The sequence below is a fragment of the Flavobacterium sp. genome (assembly GCF_965657075.1).
GTDB lineage: Bacteria > Bacteroidota > Bacteroidia > Flavobacteriales > Flavobacteriaceae > Flavobacterium.
The window spans coordinates 32,224-52,658 of record NZ_CBFHMV010000010.1 but is presented as its reverse complement, the minus strand read 5'-3'; the positions used below and the strand labels follow the sequence as shown (position 1 = coordinate 52,658).

Below are 20,435 nucleotides of genomic sequence, written 5' to 3'. Positions count from 1 at the left end.
GATTTTACTTTGTGCCAACAATAACGATAAAAAAGTTAAAAAAATGGAACAAAGTAAAATGACACAGGTATTTGGAATTACTCCAGAAGAGTTCAAAGAAAGCATCCTTGTAGATGTAAGAGCAGAAATTAAATCTTTAGCTCAAAACTTCCAACCAATCAACCCACCAGAGTACCTAACTCGACTTGAAGTCGCAGAGATACTAAAAGTATCTTTAGTGACACTTTCAGATTGGAATAAAAAGAAAATATTAAATCCTTACAGACTTGGAAATCTTATAAGATATAAGCGTTCCGAGATTGAACAGGCGTTAATCAGTATTAACTCTAAAAAAGTTTAATGATGAACGAACCTTTCAAAAATACTCTAAACAACATCGAAAAACGTTTAGAGGAATTAACGACAATTGTATCAAAAAGACAAGAGAACCTTTTTAATAAGGTAATTATTGATAACGATGAATTTCAAAGACTTTTCAGAATTAGTCCTAATACTGCTGATAATTGGAGAAAACAAGGGTTAATTGCTTACAGTCAAATAAATAATAAGATAGTTTATAAAATTGAAGATATCAATTTGATGCTTGATAAACATTATAGACCTTTCAAAAAATAACTATTTCTAACAAATAATACTTTTCAAAATGAACATCACAAAAGAAAACATTTTGGCAAAGGTTAATAGTTATGATATTTTAAATCACTACTTATTGCCGTACCACAAAGAGAATAGATTAATTGCAGCCAAAAACATCAGTAATCCGTTCTTAGCTGACAAACAAGAAACACCATCATTTAATATATTTCCTGCAATGGGTTCAGGAGAATGGAGATACAAAGACTTTGCAACTGGCGATGATGGTAGTTGTTTTGATTTAGTTATGAAACTTAAAAACCTTTCTTTTCCAGAAGCATTAAGTACAATTAATGCGGATATGAATTTGTTTTTAGATAGTAATACTAATACTTCTACTACAACACAACCAAAACCAATTACACTAGAAAAGGTAATTGATGATTTTGATAAAATGAAACCTGCCAAACGTTTCTCTATAACAAAACGCAACTATAATACTCATGATTGGGCATTTTGGGAAAAATTCAAAATCAATAAAGAAACATTAGATAAATTTAATGTAGTAGCATTAGAGTGTTATTCATCATTCAACAAAGAAGGCAAACCTTATGAGATAAAAGCTTTCGGAGGCAAATTAATGTATGCATATGATAATGGCGATTGGTCTAAAATTTACAAACCATTTGATGAAAAAAAATATAAATTTCAATTTTTAGGAATTAAAGAAGCTAATTATATTTTTGGCTGGAAGCACTTGCCAGTAAAAGACGATTTAGTATTTATAACAGGTGGCGAAAAAGATGTTTTATGTTTGGTTTCGAACGGATTTAATGCAATAACTTTAAATAGTGAAACATCAAACTTACTAGACGAAACGGCACAAGAATTAAAAAAACGCTTTAAAAATGTAGTAGTATTATATGATAATGATGCAACAGGTATAAAACAATCTCAGTTACTTGCATCAAAATATCAAATTCACAGAATGGAACTTCCAAAAATTCCAAATAATGGAAAAGATGTATCAGACTATTTTGCACAAAATGGAACAATAGAAACGTTTAGAATGAAGCTTCAAGAAGCTTTGAATAAACCAATTGCAGAAGCAACTGAAGATGAAAAAGTAATGTATAATGCAGTTGAGTTAATGGAAATGGGTGATGTAGAAACTCGTTACCTTATTGAACCTATATTTCCACAAAAAGGTTCAGCAGTGATTGCAGGAAAACCAGACACAGGAAAAAGCCAATTTGCAAGACAACTTTGTATTCAAGTAGCATTAGGAATTAAGGAATTTATTGGCTTTGAAATAAACCCAATTCACAATAAATCAATTTATATAGCTACTGAAGATAATTTAGAAGCAACACGATTTTTATTAAGTAAGCAAGTTAATGGTTTAGGAGAAAAAGCAAAAGAAAATTTGCGTTTTATGTTTGCCGATACAATGGAACAAGAAGAAATTTTAACTCAACTTGAAAACGCTTTAACCGAAGAACCAGCCGATTTAGTTGTAGTTGATAGTTTTGGCGATATTTTTAAAGGTGGTGATACCAATAATAATATGGCAATGCGAAACACTGTAAAATCTTTTGACAAAATTGCAAAGCAGCACAATTGCTTAATTCTGTTTGTTCATCATATCAATAAGGGAGCATATAGAGTTGCACCAGGACAAGAACACATACAAGGCGGTGCGGGTTTAGTTCAAAAAGTTCGTTTAGCAATTCAATTATCAGAGGGAGAAAACAATATTAGATATTTTACTGTTGTCAAAGGAAATTATTGTCCGAAAGAGTATAAACAAAATTCGTTAGAGCTTAATTTTTCCGAAGAAACATTTTTATTTTCTAATACAGGAAGATTAATACCAACAGCCGATTTAGGAACACAGCCAGACTTCAAACAGAAAGAGGAAAAGTATAATGAATTAGAAGAAATCGCAAATACTATTTTTGGCAACGGTGTGGTATCAACAGGTAATTTTGTGAAACAATATTGTCAAATCACAGGCAAAAGTATTCCTACTGCAAAAAGAGCACATGCAAATCTTATTAAGTTTGATATAATTGAAAAATGTAATGGTGTTTACAGGTTGAAAAATAATAACTCCATAAACAATGAAGATGAAAGCGATAACGATGAGGAATAATTTAATTTTTAGTATCAAGTATCACTGGTATCAAGAGCCTATACATTTTGATATAATGATACTTTGATACCACAATAAATATTCAAAAAACTACACAATAAAACATTTAGTATCAGGTATCAAAGTATCATTTATACTAGTGTTTTGATACCTTGATACTTGATACCACTAACTAAATTGGAATAAATTCTTATTTTATTCCTACATTTAACCCTTTAAATTTAATTTCACAAAATGAGCATCAATATACTACAATACGAAAAAGACGTTTGGAAAACAGCCGATTTACTTATAGCATCTGGAATAAAACAAAGTGACTTCCCAAAATACATGATGCCTTTCTTTGCTCTTTTAATGGTTGAGAGTAGATTAGTAAGAGAAGCCAAAAGATTAAAAGAGGAAATCGGAGATATTGAAATTGAAGATTTTATTGACATGTTCCAATTAGAAGGATTAGGATATAATGATTTTGTGATTAGAAAAAACAAAACACTCAAAGACATTTGTAAAAATGACAAAACTTTTGATGTTGATTTTCACGCTTATTTAAAAGCATTTGACCCAGAAACAAAGTATTTACTAGGAGTTGACAAAGGAACAGAAGAAGAAAAGTTTTTGGATATTTCGGGTATTAGTGGATTGTTAAAAAAGAAAAGAATTTTATTTGAAACAGTACAAGCTTGGAGTGAAATTGATTTAACACCATACAACAATTCCGAGATTACTACTTTAGAAGAACACATTAAAAGAAAATGGGCTGACATTTCAGCAGAAACAGCAGGAGAGCAATATACACCTGATGATATTATTTCTTTAATTACAGATATTATTGCATCTAAAATTGAAGATAATGAGAAGTTTTTAACAATATACGATCCAACGTGTGGCGGAGGAAACTTATTATTTGGGGTTGAAGATAAAATCAAAGAAAACTTTAAGAGACCAACAGCTACATACGGTGAAGACTGGAACGATAGTTTATATGCTTTAGCAAAAATCGAAAGTAGATTTAGAGTTGGTTCTCAAATTGAACACGGAAATACATTAACAGAAATCAAGTTTATAGAAAAGAAATTTGATGTAATTGTAGCAAATCCACCTTATGGTGTTGATTGGAAAGGGTATCAAAAAGATATTGTAAATGATACTACCGAAAGGTTTGTTGCCTTACCTTCAATTTCTGATGGTCAATTTTTATTTACTCAACACATTTTATACCAATTGGCTGATGATGGTTTAGCAGTTGTAGTTCACAATGGTTCAACATTATTTAGCGGTGATGCTGGTAGTGGCGAAAGCGCCATTAGAAAACATTTTCTTGATAATGATTGGGTTGAAGCAATAATTCAAATGCCTACTGATGAATTTTTTAATACAGGTATTTATACTTATTTATGGATATTTAATAAAAATAAACCATCAAATAGAAAAGACAAAGTGATGCTTATTAATGCTGCCAATTTATTTGTGCCTTTAAAGAAAAGTAAAGGTAAAAAGAGAAAGCAAATGAGTGAAGATAATAGAATTGAAATTGTTAAAGCATTTACTGAATTTAAGAACAACGAATATTGCAAAATATTTGATAAATGGCACTTTTATTTCAATAAGCAATCAATAATACTTACTAATGTAGATGTTGATGGTAAATCTGTAGAAATGCCTAATAAAGTTGATAGAAACGGTGATGTTAAAGAAGAAAAAAGCATAAAGCTAGAACCTAAATCAATAGCTATTTTAGACAGCTTTAAAGAAAATGGTATGAAAGCCATTAATGAAATGGTAATCACAAAGTTTGAGAATAAAAACTATTCCAGTTTAGCCAATTATTATGAGGGTTATTTTAAGTCGTTTGTAAACGATTTTGAGTATAAAGATGATGCATTTGTTTTAATTGACAAACAAGGTAATTCATTTCATTATGATAACAATAAAGAAACCATTGTAGTAAAAGATAAAGACCAAAAAGAAAGCTATTTAGGTAATGGTAAAATAGTTATTAAATCTACTTACAAGAAAAAAACAACAACTAAAGAAGAGCATATTTTAGTTACAGCCGAAATAACAAAAGACCTTCAAAAAGACTATGAAATAATTCCTTTCAATCCTATTGAAGAAGAAAACCAAAAGCAAATTGCAGCTTTTATGGCTAAATACATCACCAAACCTTTTGAGTATTTAGATAATACAATTGGCGTAGAAATTAATTTTAACAAAGTATTTTACATTCCAGAAAAATTAAGAGATACAATTAAAATAACTGCCGATTTAAAACAATTAGAATTAGATTTAGCTAACCTTGAAAAAGAATTAGCAATATGATAAAGTATGAAAAATACAAACCTTCAGACATTGATTGGTTAGGGGAAATTCCACAAAATTGGGAACTTAAAAGAGTTAAAGATATTATTAATAAAATTGGAAGTGGTGTCACTCCAAAAGGTGGAAGTGAAGTATATGTTGATGTTGGTGTTCCATTAATAAGAAGCCAAAACGTTTACGACGATGGTTTGAGATTAGATGATGTTTCTTTTATAGATGAAGAAACTAATAATAAAATGAAGAGTTCTCAATTAAAACAGAATGACATTTTAATTAATATTACTGGTGCATCTATTGGAAGAAGTTGCGTAGTTCCTAAAAACATTGAAATAGCAAATATTAATCAACATATTATTTATTTACGTGTTAAAGAAAAATATGTTCCTTTTATTGCATATTATATTAAATCAAATGTAGTAAAAGAATATATAAATTTAATACAAGCTGGTACATCAAAGGAAGCTCTAAATATGGGACAAGCAATAAATATTCCTGTTGTAATCCCTGATTTTAATACACAAAATACCATAGTAAGTTTTATAGAAAATAAAACTCAAGCAATTGATAAAAAAATAAACCTATTAATTCAAAAAGCTAATTGTTATAAAGAGTACCGTAAAAGTATAATCAACAAAGCAGTTTGCAAAGGGTTAAATAAAAATGTAATATTTAAGAACAGTGACATCAATTACATTAATGATATTCCAGAACATTGGAAAATAGAAAGAATAAAAGATTTATTTAATATTGGTAGAGGTCGTGTTATTGGTCAAGAGTTATTAGTAGAGGAAGGTAAATATCCTGTGTATTCCTCTCAAACTGAAAATAATGGTTGTTTAGGTTATATTGAAACATATGACTTTAATAATGATTTATTAACTTGGACAACTGATGGTGCAAATGCAGGAACAGTATTCAGACGTAGTGGTAAATTTAATTGTACAAATGTCTGCGGTACTCTGATACCAAAGAGAAAGAACTTAGATTTAGATTATGTTGTTTATGCTTTGCAAGAAAGCGCTACTCACAATAAAAGGATTGACACTAACGGTGCAAAAATTATGAATAACGAAATGGCAGTTATTAATATTGCTTTTCCACCACTAAAAGAACAAACAGAAATTGCAAAGTATTTAGACATAAAAACGCAAACCACTGATAAAATTGTAGAAAATATTAATACTCAGATTATAACATTAAAAGAGCTTCGTAAAACATTAATTAATGATGTTGTTACAGGTAAAATTAAAGTAACACAAGACTAATATGAATGAGTTAGATTTACAAGATAAATATTTAGTAAACTTTTTTTGTGAGCGTCCAGACGGTTTACAATACAAAGAAGCTAAAGCAAATACTGTTTCAAGTCATTTTTTTATAAATGAAGATTTGAAACAGTTTCTTTCAGAAACTTCATTAAACAAGGACAACTATAAAAAACTTTCTAAAAAGTTTAATAGTGATAAAGAGTTAATGGCAGCTTTTACATTATTTTTAGATGAAAAAGTAAAATCATCTATGAATATGGCTCTGTTTATAAACACTAACAAATCAGTTACGTTTGAAGGGTTAAAGTTTCATTTATTCTATCCTAGTGGTAGCGAAACTCACGAAGATAAATTGTTTGAAGAAAACATATTCTCTATTGTTCAGGAGCTACCTTATACTTTCAAATATCAAGGCAAACAATACTTTTCTTTTCGCCCAGATTTATCATTTTTTCTTAATGGTATATTTTTAGGATATAGTGAGTTAAAAAGTAATTGGAATAATCAAAATGCTAAAAAGAATGGCAGAAAGAAAGTTGCTATGGATTATCAAACAGCAGTACAAGAATATCTAAAAATTGCTGATGGTAATGATCTATCTCAAACCATTAGAAAAGACTTTTTAAAAATATTCGAAAAAGCAATTCATATAACTTCTACAGATATTAATGAAACCTATATTATCAGAAGTATTTCCAATCATTTTGATGAAATAAAAAATACAGTAGTTTCGGGTGAATACGATTTTGACGAATATGAGAAAAAGGTATTTAAAGATTTTAAGCCATATCCTCTAATTAACAAGGATGCTGATAAAAACTTAAAATTTGAAGAGGTTTTCAAAGCGTTGTATGATAAAAAAATGATAGAAAAAGAAATACTCTATTATAACTTTATTGAACGTGAATTAATTAAAAAAGAAGGTAGTAAGACAAAAGAGTACAAGCATAATGATGGTAGATTAATCAGCCCAAGACCTAAACAAAAATTTGGTGCAGATAAGGTTATTGCAAAAATAAATGAGTTTCTAGAACACGAGAACGAACCTGATTACTTCATCAATAAATTAGAAAAAGAATTAAAAGCAAAAGGTATTGGAGAAACCCAAATAAAAGAACTAATTGCAAAAAGGTTAAAATATCAAAACAATAAAAATGTATATTCTTTATTACTTCAATATGCAGCAGGTTTTGGTAAAAGTAATATCATTGGTTGGACAGCATTACAATTAAAAGATTTACGCAAAGATGGAAATTACATCTACGATAAAGTAATGTTAGTTGTTGATAGGTTACAATTGCGAGACCAATTAGACAGTATGTTACACAATATGAACATTCAAAAAGGAATGTTTTTGGAAGCTTCAGACAAGAAAAGTTTTATGACTGCATTAAGTAGTGATAAGAGAGTAATTGTTGTTAATATTCAAAAGTTTGGAGCAATAAAAGAAATACTTGATAATGAAGTAACTTCTAAGTTGTCTAAATTGAGAGTTGCGTTCTTAATTGATGAAATTCACAGAAGTAATAGTGGTTCACAAAACGAAGAAATGATAAGTGTTTTCGATGAATTGCAAAGTGGTTTTGATAATAGCAAAGTTTACACAAATACGGTTCATAAGAAGAATTTAATCATTGGTTTTACCGCTACACCAAGCGATATTACTTTAGCTCGTTTTGGAGAGTTTAACAAATATGCAGAAGCAGAAAAAATTTGGATACCTTTCGATAGTTATACAATGAAAGAAGCCATTGAAGATGGTTTTATTTTAAATCCAATTAGAGGTATAGTTCCTGTTTCTTCTAAAATGCAATTTGAAATACCTGATAATGATTTAGAAGGATTTGAAGATGATTACGGTTATGAAGAAATTCCAGACGATACAGATACCGGCATTGATGAAGAAGGTAAAAAATACGCTATTCGTAAAAAGAAAATATATGCTAATAAGGAAAGAATTGAAGCTATATCAAAATTCATTTCAGAAAGATTAGTAACTACGGTTTATCATAATATTAGAGGAACTGCAAAAGCTATGTTGGCAGTTTCATCAATACCAAATGCAATCAAATACAAAAGATTAATTGATAAGCATTTTAAAGATTTAGTAGAGCAAAAAAAATACGAAAGATTTAAAGAAGCTCCAATTTATATTGTTTATTCAGATAGTCAAGACCAGCCAAGTAGTAATAGTGTTAACGATGGTATAAACGAAAAGCAAGTTTTACAAAATTTTAAATTAGCTAAGAACGGTTTAATAATAGTTGTAGATAAACTTCAAACAGGATTTGATGAACCTAAACTACATACATTATTTTTAGACAAAGAAATTAGAGGTATTAATGCTATTCAAACAATATCAAGAGTTAATAGAACAACAAAATATAAGAACGATTGTAAGATAATTGATTTTTCATATAAAAATGTAAATGTTAAGAATATAAAACAAGCTTTTGAGCATTTCAGTAATGTTGTAGTTTCGGACTTTGACCCATTAGGAGACGAGGAAAGATTAGATATTTATTTGAAAGAACTTAAAGACCACGATTTATTTAAAACGCATTTTAAAGCCTTTCAAGAATACAATACATCTAATGAGGATATAAATATTATTCTAGCTATAGATAATGACTTTACAAGGTTTATAATGTCATCAAAGAAAGAAGCAAAGAAATTAAAGCAAATTATAAATGACTATTTTAAAATATTAAATCTTATAGAATTTGTTATTGAAATAGATAAAAAATATAGCGAAGAATTATTTTTACAGTTTTGGCGAAAGTTCAGCATCATTTATGGACAAATTAACAAAGGCCAAGATGATATTGATGATGTAGAAATATACTTTGATAATAAAATTGGCATTGTTGCACCACAAGATTATAAGATTAAAGAGAAAAGCAAAGTTAAAGGAGTTCCAAACGGTTCAGATGATAATAAATATAAATACAATATTCTAAAAGTTATCGAGAAACGCAATCAAGAGGAAGAAGCAATTGCAGAATTAATTGAAGATTTTGAAAATAAGATTGATGCTTTTTTTACTTTCATCAAAGGTGATGAAATGGGTAAAAGATTAATTGCAAAAATCAAAGACGACGGTTCAGCATTCTCACAAGATGAAATATACACCGACTTCAACAAATTGTATAGAAAATATACTATAATGAATAAGGATTTAGGAGAGTTTTTCAAAAGAGAAACAAAAGATATTTTAAACCAATTATGCGATGATTTCGAAAGAAATTTAAATTAATAATAAATATGATTTTATACAATAACAACTCAAATAAGCTTTTACAAGTAAAAGAGAAACCTTTTAAATTGGAGAGAGAAATTCAAAATATTTTTGAAAATAATCTTCATAGTATAATGGGTTTACAATTAGTAAAATCAGAATTTACAATTAAAAACAAACGTATTGATAGTTTGGCTTTTGACAAACAATCTAACGCTTTCATTATTATAGAATATAAAAGAGATAAGAATTATAGTGTTGTAGATCAAGGTTTGACATATTTAAACCTTATGTTACAAAATAAAGCTGAATTTATTTTAACTTATAATGAAACATTACAGGATACTTTACACAGTAAAGATGTAGATTGGACACAATCAAGAGTAGCTTTTGTTTCTCCTAGTTTCACAGAAAACCAAATATCTGCTAGTGATTTCAAAGATTTCGGCATAGAATTATGGGAAGTAAAACAATTTGAAAATAATATTATTAGTATCAATAGTATTAAGAAAAGTAAGGGAGCTGAAAGTATAAAGCCACTATTAGAAAATAGCGAAAAATTAAAAGAAGTAAAAGAAAATATAAAAGTATATACGGAAGAAGACCATTACAATAATGGTTCAGATGCTACAATAGAATTATATGAAAAGTTCAAAACTGCAATACTTAATTTAGCAGACAGTATTGAAATACTACCTCAAAAATTCTATATTGCTTTTAAAAAAGGTGGTAATATATCTGATATAGAAATACAAAAGAAATCCTTAAAAATATTCATAAATGCCAAAATAGGTACACTTGACGACCCAAAAGGGTTAGCTAAAGACGTTTCTAATATAGGTCATAGAGGAAATGGCGATTTTCAAATACAAATAGAAAACGATAATGATTTAGAATATATTATGAGTTTGATAAAACAAGTAATTAAGTAATATTATGATTGGATATTCTTTATCAGGTAAAATTGAAACCAATAAATCAGGATATCAAAAATTATTAGACTTTTACAACTACGCTAAAAATAATAATAATTGTTGGTTTAATTTAGATATTACAAATCTAGAATGGATTGATGCGAATTTATCTGCAAATCTTTTCTTGTTTTGTCATTTATTGAAAAAGAAAAATAACTTAAAATTTTTTATTGATTATTCTACATTAAAAGGACATTTAGAAGTATTAAATAGAAATGGTTTCGCTTATCACATAGTAGAAAGTAAAGAACATTTTAAACCTTACGACCATAAAGATAGTACAATACCTTTAAAAGCCTTTAAAATTGATGATGTAGATGGTTTTTCTTCATATATAGAAAATACATTATTAAAACATCGTGGTTTAGACCGTGTTAAATATGATGATAAAAGTAGATTAAAAAGTAATTATTTTGAAGTTTTTGATAATGTAGGCATTCATTCAAATACAGAAACTCCAATATTTGCCTGTGGTCAACTTTTCCCAACAAATAATGAATTAAAGTTTACTTTAATTGATTACGGCGATGGTTTTTTAAAGAAAATAGCTGAATATACAAAAGATACAGAAAAAATTAAAATTGCAAGAAGAGCTATTGATTGGGCTGTTAAAGGTAATAGTACAAAGGTAGATGCTAAAGGTGGTAATGGATTAAAAGGTATTATTCTTTATTGTTTAAAAAATGGTGGTTCTTTACATATTATTTCTGATGATTGTTATTGGGAATTTCAAAACAAATCAATTAATTATCATAAATTAGAAAATAATATTAAAGGTGTAACTGTTAATTTAATATTTAAATATCTATAAATAATTGTACATTTGCACACTTTTTGATAAATTTACATTATGAAAAATATTTCTATTATAAATATAATTGGAACTTCCAATGCAATTATACAAGCTTTTGGTATAAATGTATATAATGAAATATTACCTTATGCAACAAGAAATGAAGATGTTATCTTAGACTTTACAGGTATATCTAATGTTACATCTGGTTTCTGTAATGCTTCTATTGGTAAGTTATATGCTGACTTTCCTAGTTATTCTCCTTCTAAAATAAAATTAATGGGCTTATCAGGTAATGAAATTGCAATTGAAAAAGTTCAATCAGCAATAGATTTAGCAACAAAACCTGAATTATCGAAATTAAATAATGAGATAATCTCTGATTTATTTAATTAATAATGTCGTTAATTATAAAGAAAATAAAAGGTTTAGATCCTCAAACCTATAATTTTTATTTTTTAGACGCTAATGTATGGATAGCTTCCTTGAAGAACAATAAATACAATAATGCAGACTTAAAAGAAAAATATTATATTGATTTTTTTGATGCAATTATACAGTTAAATGTTTTAAGTCAAACTCTTCCAAAGAAAAAAATTAATGCTCCAAAAATAGTAATGACTAGCATGTTGTTATCCGAGATAATTAACACTTATTTGAGGAAAATTGCTATGAAACTTTTTTTCAACGATAACAAATATCATGAATTTAAGAAAGAATATCGTGATGAGATATACTCTGATTACGATAAACAGTTAAAACATATAACCACTGATATTTTAGCTTTTAAAGATTATTTACATTTTGTTGATGATGATTTTTCAAATATAGGTTTTGATAACATTTTATGTTCTTTGGATAAAAAAAATGACTTCAATGATTTATATTATTATAAATTATTTAAAGATAAGAATATTGCTATTGTAACTGAAGATAAAGATTTTTGCTACGAGGATATTCCAATAATAACTGATAGTGAACATTTAAAAAGATTAATTATTTAATTTTTTTGAGCGAATGGCTTGGGAGTTATCAGTAATCCATTTTCCTGCTTTACGTTCCAATCTCGCTTTTACAAGCGAGGATTTCCTCTCCAATCAGGGCTATTAGATAATCTTTTTTCTATATTTGTCCTATATGAAAAAACACACAATACTTTTATTTTTTATCTTTTCAGTTTCAACATTATTTAGTCAAACAACTTTAACAGCTAAAGTTGTCGGGATTAAAGACGGTGATACTGTAGTAGTTTTAGACAGTTTAAACAATCAAACTACATTGAGGTTGGCAGAGGTAGATTGTCCAGAAAAAAGCCAACCATTTGGAATAAAAGCAAAACAATTCACATCAGACCAAGTTTATCTTAAAACGATAAAATATGTCGTTACAGATACAGATAGGTACGGCAGAAGTATAGCAATGATATTTTATGACTCAGATAACAAATACTTATCAGCAGAAATAATAAAAGCAGGGATGGGTTGGCATTATAAAAAATATTCTACTTCAAAAGAATTGGCAAATTTTGAAATAAAAGCAAAAAAAGAGAAATTAGGTTTGTGGATAGATAATAATCCTATCGAGCCATATGAATGGAGGAAAAAATAAAGTCTATTATTTTTTTTAAAAGTATTTTTTTTTTATTTTATTAAAACTATTATAAAAACTCCAAATATCGTCTTAATCTTAAAATCTTATTTTTCACCTTTTTTTAGTATGGTCATAAAAAAAATAAAAAGGGATGAAACCCTTTTTATTTTAGAAATATGTCATTATGTTTATCAAAATCATTTTGATTAAATTCTGATGTATTAGCAAATCTTTTATGTCTTTCTAGAGTCTTATAAAAACCCATAAAATTGTTATAATGGCTTTTATAAGATTCGTACAAATCTTCTTCATTTCTTATAATAAAAAAGCCGTCTTTATTTGAACCAATTTTAGTAAACTTTTTTAAAGGCTGTACAATCCAACTTTTAATATTATTATTTGTTAATTCATTCTCTGATATATTTAAATCTCTAAATTTTTGATAAATTTCATTTATTTTTAAAGGGCTTTTTCTATCGTGATTATTTTCATCTAATAAATTAACAAATAGATTTCTTAGTGCGTAAATATCTTTAATATAAGATTGCACATAATCTTTTCTATGACCTTTTCCAATAACACCAATTGTTAAATTCTTTGATATTTCACTTTCTTTTTTGTTTTTTTTCAACAAGTGTTTGTACTCATCTTTATTATCGGTAAATGAATATAATAAATTATTATTAACTAATATATTATTTGTAAAAAGCCACGGATTGTTAGTACCTAATATCTCATGGTAGTTTAAATTATCCATGTAATTACTAATGGTAAAATCAATAGTTTCAATTAGTATTTCATCTTTATAATCAAAAAAAACTCCTAATTTATCAATAATGTCTTTGTATAACTTTTGCTTTAGAATTCGATTCTCTTCTTTTTTTGAGTCATTCAAATTTATTGGATTATTTTGGTATATTGCATCTATACATTCCCAATACAAATTTTTACTAAATTTCAAATCATTATCTTTAAGAACTGTAGAATCAGAACTTTCAGCAGCAAAATCTAAAACAGATGTTATGTGATCATTAATATGATTCTTGTACGATAATTTCTGATAATTATCGGTTAAAATTATATCTTGATATGTATTAAAATTATTCATTTTCTAGTTTCTTTATAACTATTTTTTGATTTGGTATAGTTATGTCTTTTAACTCTGTTTTATAAAATCTATAACTTGTATTAATTCTATTTTCTCTACTTAATTCTTCATGACTATGTAAAATAAAATTATAATCTGTTTTATATAAATCTATTTCATTATAAAAAAATTCATCAAAAGAATCTTTTGAACACCACGGATTTAATGAGCTTCCAACAATATGTATCTCTCCGTTGTCGTTTAATAATTTTCCTGCTCTATCAAAGAATTTTTTTGCGTTACCTAAACCATTAAACCCATAATTGAATGGATTGCACATAATTATTTTATCAAATGTTCTTTCAAAATTATAATCGAAAAAATTACATACATCATCTAAAAAATGATTATCAACTTCATTATAGTCCGCACTTTGTGTAAAATGTATTAAATCGGGTGTAATTAAATCAGTTAAATAGCATTTTGGATATTCTTTTTTTCCAAAATAATTTCTTCCTGCACCAAATTCTATATTCACTATATTTCCATTATTTGGAAAATCATTGTGATGTGATATTTCGTTATCAAATATGTCATATATTGGCATATAGTATATATATTTTTTACAAACTTAATAAAAAATGGTTACATTTATACTTATATAATAATAAATATTAAATAGATGGATGTCAATGGTTTAATAAATAACACATTCTTAAAAAATAATGTAATAGCAAATCATATTGATATTTTAAGAAGTTTAAAAACAGAGGTTCACTGGGATAATTCTATAAAATCCAGAAAGACAGCTAGTTTTGGCTTGCCTTATAACTATTCTAATACTTATTATGATTATATTGAAATGCCTGCTTTTTTAAATGATGCAATAAATCTTGTTTTTAAAATTAATGGTTTTATTCCTAACAATTGTTTGATTAATTATTATTTTGATAATTCTTCTAAAATGGGATATCACTCAGACCAAATAGATCTATTAGAAAATAATACAGGGGTTGTAATAATTTCATTAGGTTCTTCAAGAATTTTAAGATTTAAAAATAAACATGATAAAAGTATAATCTTTGATTTTAATCTAAGTAATAACAGTTATTTCTATATGTCGCAAGAAGTACAAAAAAATTGGTTACATTCTATTTTACAAGATGACAATTCTATTCCTTCAGAAAGATTTAGTTTAACTTTTAGAAAAATTTTAAAATAATTACCTCATTCAACTGCACAAAAATTGCTCCTAGTCCAAGTGTTCCTAGCATCAATTCTTTGCTTGCCTCATTTCGTTAATTTCTTTATCATCATCGACAATATTTTTTTTAATTCAGTAGAAGAAAGGCGTTTTTTCATTTCTGTTGACACACCTTACCATTGCTCCAAAAAGTTTTTGTATGCTCTAGAACGTAAGTATTAACTAGAAAAATATAATGATGAGCAACAAAAACTTTTCCCCAAGCTGTGTTACATAATTGAGTATTATAGTTCATCACAAAGCGAGTTTATTGTTTTTTTGGTTTTTGCAATGAAGCTATAATATCATTTATGTAAAACAGCCGCCACACCCAACGCGCTTGCCAGTGGCTCTAGGACAACATTTTTTGCAGCTCCCATCGCATCACCCAGCTACAAAAAACACCGTCCTTCGCCACTGTCTTTAACAACGTTCGCCATTTCATCGGAAACTTTACGGTTATACTTGCTTTGAAGAATATTCACGGTAACTGTTTTTAGCAACTTTACGGTTAAATCGGTAGTATTTGCATTGTTTTTGTAAGTGTTGTAAAATGCTTATCAACTCTCTTTCTAATATTCACGTTATAGGAATAAGCATTTTTCAACACCCACAAAATCAAGAGAACCCAGCAAGAGTATCATTTTTTTATTTGCCAGAAAATTCCAAATAATTGCTTCAGCGGAAAAGCCGATGCCATACCGTTACTATTAATAAGTGGTATAAGCTTGAAGCATTATCTTTCTTTCAAATCTATGGCATCAACTTTTCCACAAAAGCAATCAGAAACATCCCAATCAGCAAATAAAAAAATGATACACTTGCACGCGCTATTGCACCGGCGCACTAGGTATTATAATGCATTGTTTTTTGAAGATGCTTTCCATTTTCAGTACAACTTTCCTTTTAAATTGAAACTCCTTTTTTCAAAAGACGATTAGGCATCCTCAAAAATCAAATCCAAGAAAGAGTATCAAATTCTCTGGCCGGATGAAAAGCATTTTTATTTTTTGATTTGGTTTTTTCATCCATCCAAAGAATTTGATACCCTTTCCGAAGACGACCATCTTTCAAATCAACTCCCATTACTTCAGATTAAATCCGATTAAACAAGAACATTCCGATTGGATATTCAAAACAAAAAATAAAAAAAAAGAGAGCAAAGATAAGTTCCAGGTATTCAGAAAAAAAAGTTCAAGCCCTACGGGTTTTAAAAAAAATCTCCACCCATAACGGTTCGCATAAACATTCAATTCCAATTTCACGCCCACACTTCCGCTGATGTATCGGGTAGTATTTTTTTTAAAAAACTTTTTTATCTGAAACCTTCCACTTGAACAGACGGCTTTCTTTTTTTCTTTTTTTTCTTTTGAAAAATTTTATAGGTCGAGCGTAGCGAGACACACCTGCATTTCAAGAGAAAATCCGCGAAAAATTGAAAATCTAATCAATTTTTAAAGCCGAATGTTATGCCGAATTTTATCATCAAAACCCACCGAGTTGGAACGATTTACTCAAAACCTCATTTATTCCTACTTAACAAAGGGATGAACAGCGGAAAGCCACAAAAAGAGCCATTTACTAACAGTTTTGTTATCATTTTTCAAAACGAGGAGGACTGCGAAAGCCTTTTTTTCATTGCTTATAGTTTATGGCAAACTAAATTTTGGCATCAACATTTAGTTGGTTCAGTAATTTCTTTTTTACGCCTTAATGACTTTAAAAAACAATTCAATCTTCAAGCTAATTTAATGATAGAAGAACATGAGCAGCATAAAAAAAATGTTGCAGCTCTCAAACTTCTTGAACTAAAGGAAAAGCAATTTCATGAAAATCTTAACTTAATAAGTGATTTACGAAAAGCAATAATTTATAGATATGTAAAATAATAGCATACTAAAGCCAAGCCTTACGACTTGGCTTTTTTAATTAATACCATACTTTAACTAAAAAAGCATTTTTTACTACAATTCTCAACAATCCAACACAATTGAAACTATAAAACAATATAAAAATTAGATGTGCATTATTTTTGTATAGTAAAATTAAATCAATACCAAAGCCGTACCAAGCTCGCAAAATTTAATATTAACCCCTAAATTGTATATAAATGGGAAAAATTGGAAGAGGTATTCTTGGTGGAGTATCAGGTAAGGTAGCCAATGTTGTTGGCTCAAGATGGAAAGGAATTGATTATATTAGAGCTAAACCTCTAAGTGTAGCCAATCCTAGAACTTTGTTACAAGTTAATCAGAGAACAAAGTTTGCTTTGGTATTAAGATTTTTACAGCCTAACTTAAATTTCGTTAAGATTGGTTATAAAAATTATGCAGTAAAGAAATCGCAGTTTAATAGTGCAATGTCGTACATATTAAATAATGCGATTACAGGGGTATCTCCTGATTTTGTTATTGATTATTCATTAGCATTATTATCAAGAGGTAATTTGTCTCCAGCATTAAACCCTGTATTTGATCTAACTACTCCTGGACAGGTTCAGTTTTCATGGGATGATAACTCGACAGATGGTAACGCAAACGCAACTGATAAAGTTATGGTTGTAGCTTACAATCCAATAAAAGGAGAAAGTATCTATTTAACTGAAGGAGCTACAAGAGCAGATTTATCTCAAACTGTAGTTTTACCTAACAGCTACACGGGCGATGAATTACAAATGTTCATTTCGTTTATGAGTGCTGATGAAACTCAATTATCGAATAGTGCTTACATTGGCTCTGGTACGGCTTCATAAAATTAGTAAGCACTTTTTTAAGAACCACCTATAAAAGGGTGGTTTTTTTATGCTTCAAATAAAGTCAATTGTGGGGATAATGTGGGGATATTGAAGAAATAAAAAACCCTAACTCGCTGTAAATCAGCTGTTAGGGTTTCTTTTTCAGCGGAGAAAGAGGGATTCGAACCCCCGGACCTGTTACAGTCAACAGTTTTCAAGACTGCCGCATTCGACCACTCTGCCATTTCTCCAATAAGTCGTGCTCTACTTCCGTAATGCGAGTGCAAATATAATATCATTTTTTATTTTTACAAACCTTTTTTATATTTAAAATGAAAAAAAAAAAAAAATATTTTATATCTATTTAAAAATCATTAAATTATGAATAATAAACTAATAAAAAAAATCATTTTTTAAATAGTCAATTAATCAATACCTTTGAATTAAGCAATTATTACTGTTAATGCAGATAAGTGCATTGAATTAATACAACTCACTTTAACAAATACTCCCAAAATCAAAACGGCTTAAAATAGTACTTACATGAAAAAAATTGTTTTTATTGGAACCATATGGCCTGAACCCAAATCTACTGCTGCTGGAATTCGAATTTTGCAACTGTTAGACCTGTTTCTGAAAAATAATTTTGAAATAACTTTTGCCTCTTTTGCCTCAAAATCTGATTTCTCATTTGATTTAGAATCTTTAGGTATCAAAACGCAACTAATTGAACTCAACAACGCCTCGTTTAATGTTTTCATTAAAGAAGAAAATCCTGAAATTGTGGTTTTCGACCGCTTTATGACGGAAGAACAATTGGGTTGGAGAGTTACTGAAATACTACCAAATTGTATCAAAATTTTAGATACTGAGGACTTACATTTTATAAGAGATGCCAGAAAATCTGCCTTTAAAAAGAATATTCCTTTAAATAAAGAATTGCTTGTCAATGAAATATTTAAAAGAGAAATCGCTGCAATTTATAGATGTGATCTAACGTTAATCATTTCTAAATTTGAATTTGATTTTCTTATGGATGAATTTCATATTCCTAAAGAAATACTGCATTATATTCCAATGTTTTATAAAACTATTAATCAAGAACAATTAAAAAAATATCCAACATTTGAAAACAGAACCCATTTCATATCGATTGGAAATTTCCTTCATCAACCCAATTGGGAAGCCGTTTTGTTGCTAAAAGCTTCTATTTGGTCTAAAATTAAAAAACAACTTCCAGAAAGTGAATTGCATATTTATGGTGCTTATCTTCCTGAAAAAGCCAAACAACTAAATAATATAAAAGAAGGTTTTATTGTTAAAGGGAGAGCCGAAAGCAGTCAAGAAGTATTTACTAAAGCTAGAGTCTTACTTGCTCCGCTTCCATTTGGTGCTGGTATTAAAGGAAAGTTGATTGAATCTATGCAATATGGAACGCCTAACGTAACCACCAATATAGGTGCAGAAGGCATGCAAAATGGTTTACCTTGGAATGGTTTTATTGAAGATGATTTTGAAGACTTTGCAACTAAGGCAATTCAATTATACAGAGATAAATCTATTTGGGAACAGGCACAAATTAATGGAATAACCTTACTAAATTCCAATTTTAATAGTAACGATTATGAAAAGCCTTTAATAACTAAAATAAATGATTTAAAACAAAACTTAACACTTCACAGAAATCATAATTTCATGGGACAAATTTTGAATCATCATACCGTAAAAAGTACTATGTATATGAGTAAATGGATTGAAGAAAAAAATAAAACTAATTAAATAACTAAGTATAACTATCCGTGAATAGCCTCTGAATTGCCATAACTCTTAACTACATCTGCTTCGTAGGATAACCATTCTTCCCAACGTTTTTTAACATCCATTCCTGTTCCTAATTGATGTGCAAAATTTAAGAAAACGGTATAATGATTGGCTTCACTTATCATCAATTCTTTATAAAATTTAGCTAAGAATTCATCTTCAATAGTTTCATGCAATACTTTAAAACGTTCACAACTTCTCGCTTCAATCATGGCAGCAAATAACATTCTGTCTACTATAAAAAACTGCCTGTTTTCACCTTTTTTAATAAATTTCGACAATTGATTGACATAATTATCTTTTCGCTCTCTTCCTAAAACCCAACCTTTAGATTTAATAATTTCATGAACTTGTTCAAAATGATCCATTTCCTCTTGAGCAATCTTTACTAATTCTGAAATAATAGCAGTATGTTCTGGTAAAAGAGTTATTAGGGTAATCGCATTTGAAACCGCTTTTTGTTCGCACCAAGCATGATCAGAAAGTACTTCTTCTAAATTAGATTTTGCAATAGTAGCCCAATGGGGATCAGTGGGAAGTTTTAACTTGAACATGATTTTATTTTTTTACAAAATTAAAGTTTTTGTTTGTAAAAGCATTTATTAACTCACATTAAATTAAAAATAGTTATTTTTGAAGA

The 20,435-nt window shown here is 28.3% G+C and carries 19 protein-coding genes and 1 tRNA gene; 15 read left to right on the top strand and 5 right to left on the bottom strand.

Features of this window, described 5'->3' with window-relative positions:
- Positions 1-58: 58 nt before the first annotated feature.
- The 11 genes from ACTF56_RS07800 to ACTF56_RS07750 all read left to right on the top strand — a co-directional run bounded on the left by ACTF56_RS07800 (position 59) and on the right by ACTF56_RS07750 (position 12,928).
- Positions 59-340, top strand: a complete 282-nt coding sequence (locus tag ACTF56_RS07800; RefSeq protein ID WP_438966350.1) for a helix-turn-helix domain-containing protein — start codon at positions 59-61, stop codon at positions 338-340.
- The gene (locus ACTF56_RS07795; protein WP_438966349.1) at positions 340-615 is read left to right on the top strand and encodes a helix-turn-helix domain-containing protein; all 276 of its coding nucleotides are present in this window, start codon (positions 340-342) and stop codon (positions 613-615) included. The genes ACTF56_RS07800 and ACTF56_RS07795 overlap by 1 nt, the downstream gene beginning before the upstream one ends.
- A gap of 28 nt (positions 616-643) precedes the next feature.
- Positions 644-2,728 (top strand): AAA family ATPase, encoded by a 2,085-nt coding sequence (locus ACTF56_RS07790; protein ID WP_438966348.1) that lies wholly within the window; start codon positions 644-646, stop codon positions 2,726-2,728.
- A gap of 234 nt (positions 2,729-2,962) precedes the next feature.
- Positions 2,963-5,047, top strand: a complete 2,085-nt coding sequence (locus ACTF56_RS07785) for an HsdM family class I SAM-dependent methyltransferase (protein WP_438966347.1) — start codon at positions 2,963-2,965, stop codon at positions 5,045-5,047.
- Positions 5,044-6,312 carry a restriction endonuclease subunit S gene (locus ACTF56_RS07780; RefSeq protein WP_438966346.1) on the top strand — a complete coding sequence of 423 codons (1,269 nt, stop codon included), beginning with the start codon at positions 5,044-5,046 and terminating at the stop codon, positions 6,310-6,312. The genes ACTF56_RS07785 and ACTF56_RS07780 overlap by 4 nt, the downstream gene beginning before the upstream one ends.
- A gap of 1 nt (position 6,313) precedes the next feature.
- Positions 6,314-9,571, top strand: a complete 3,258-nt coding sequence (locus ACTF56_RS07775) for a DEAD/DEAH box helicase family protein (RefSeq protein WP_438966345.1) — start codon at positions 6,314-6,316, stop codon at positions 9,569-9,571.
- 8 nt (positions 9,572-9,579) lie between these two features.
- Positions 9,580-10,485, top strand: a complete 906-nt coding sequence (locus tag ACTF56_RS07770) for a DUF5655 domain-containing protein (protein ID WP_438966344.1) — start codon at positions 9,580-9,582, stop codon at positions 10,483-10,485.
- A gap of 4 nt (positions 10,486-10,489) precedes the next feature.
- Positions 10,490-11,338, top strand: coding sequence for a hypothetical protein (locus tag ACTF56_RS07765; RefSeq protein ID WP_438966343.1), 849 nt, complete (start codon positions 10,490-10,492; stop codon positions 11,336-11,338).
- Positions 11,339-11,377: 39 nt separating this feature from the next.
- A complete protein-coding gene (locus ACTF56_RS07760; RefSeq protein WP_438966342.1) occupies positions 11,378-11,716 on the top strand; it encodes an STAS-like domain-containing protein in 339 nt (112 codons plus the stop codon).
- Between the two features lie 2 nt (positions 11,717-11,718).
- A complete protein-coding gene (locus ACTF56_RS07755) occupies positions 11,719-12,324 on the top strand; it encodes a hypothetical protein (RefSeq protein WP_438966341.1) in 606 nt (201 codons plus the stop codon).
- Between the two features lie 133 nt (positions 12,325-12,457).
- Positions 12,458-12,928 carry a thermonuclease family protein gene (locus tag ACTF56_RS07750; RefSeq protein ID WP_438966340.1) on the top strand — a complete coding sequence of 157 codons (471 nt, stop codon included), beginning with the start codon at positions 12,458-12,460 and terminating at the stop codon, positions 12,926-12,928.
- 145 nt (positions 12,929-13,073) lie between these two features.
- Here ACTF56_RS07750 and ACTF56_RS07745 read toward each other — a convergent pair whose 3' ends face one another.
- Entirely contained in the window at positions 13,074-14,018 is a 945-nt protein-coding gene (locus tag ACTF56_RS07745; RefSeq protein ID WP_438966339.1) for a hypothetical protein, read from the bottom strand.
- Positions 14,011-14,604: a class I SAM-dependent methyltransferase gene (locus ACTF56_RS07740; RefSeq protein ID WP_438966338.1), complete on the bottom strand. Its 594-nt coding sequence runs from the start codon at positions 14,602-14,604 to the stop codon at positions 14,011-14,013. Before ACTF56_RS07740 ends, ACTF56_RS07745 begins: the two co-directional genes overlap by 8 nt.
- Positions 14,605-14,679: 75 nt before the next feature.
- On the opposite strand from ACTF56_RS07740, the gene ACTF56_RS07735 reads away from it, so the two are divergent.
- Entirely contained in the window at positions 14,680-15,219 is a 540-nt protein-coding gene (locus ACTF56_RS07735; protein WP_438966337.1) for an alpha-ketoglutarate-dependent dioxygenase AlkB, read from the top strand.
- Between the two features lie 975 nt (positions 15,220-16,194).
- On the opposite strand, the gene ACTF56_RS07730 is transcribed toward ACTF56_RS07735, so the two are convergent.
- Positions 16,195-16,326 (bottom strand): hypothetical protein, encoded by a 132-nt coding sequence (locus ACTF56_RS07730; protein ID WP_438966336.1) that lies wholly within the window; start codon positions 16,324-16,326, stop codon positions 16,195-16,197.
- Positions 16,327-16,709: 383 nt separating this feature from the next.
- Here ACTF56_RS07730 and ACTF56_RS07725 point away from each other — a divergent pair, with 383 nt between their 5' ends.
- The gene (locus tag ACTF56_RS07725; RefSeq protein ID WP_438966335.1) at positions 16,710-17,129 is read left to right on the top strand and encodes a DUF6943 family protein; all 420 of its coding nucleotides are present in this window, start codon (positions 16,710-16,712) and stop codon (positions 17,127-17,129) included.
- Between the two features lie 221 nt (positions 17,130-17,350).
- Positions 17,351-17,992, top strand: coding sequence for a DUF6266 family protein (locus tag ACTF56_RS07720; RefSeq protein ID WP_438966334.1), 642 nt, complete (start codon positions 17,351-17,353; stop codon positions 17,990-17,992).
- A 148-nt stretch (positions 17,993-18,140) separates the two neighbouring features.
- On the opposite strand, the gene ACTF56_RS07715 is transcribed toward ACTF56_RS07720, so the two are convergent.
- A tRNA-Ser gene (locus ACTF56_RS07715) sits at positions 18,141-18,225 on the bottom strand.
- Between the two features lie 292 nt (positions 18,226-18,517).
- Here ACTF56_RS07715 and ACTF56_RS07710 point away from each other — a divergent pair.
- Positions 18,518-19,753 carry a glycosyltransferase family 4 protein gene (locus ACTF56_RS07710; protein WP_438966333.1) on the top strand — a complete coding sequence of 412 codons (1,236 nt, stop codon included), beginning with the start codon at positions 18,518-18,520 and terminating at the stop codon, positions 19,751-19,753.
- A gap of 14 nt (positions 19,754-19,767) precedes the next feature.
- Here ACTF56_RS07710 and ACTF56_RS07705 read toward each other — a convergent pair whose 3' ends face one another.
- Positions 19,768-20,349, bottom strand: coding sequence for a tRNA-(ms[2]io[6]A)-hydroxylase (locus ACTF56_RS07705; protein WP_438966332.1), 582 nt, complete (start codon positions 20,347-20,349; stop codon positions 19,768-19,770).
- Between the last annotated feature and the right edge of the window lie 86 nt (positions 20,350-20,435).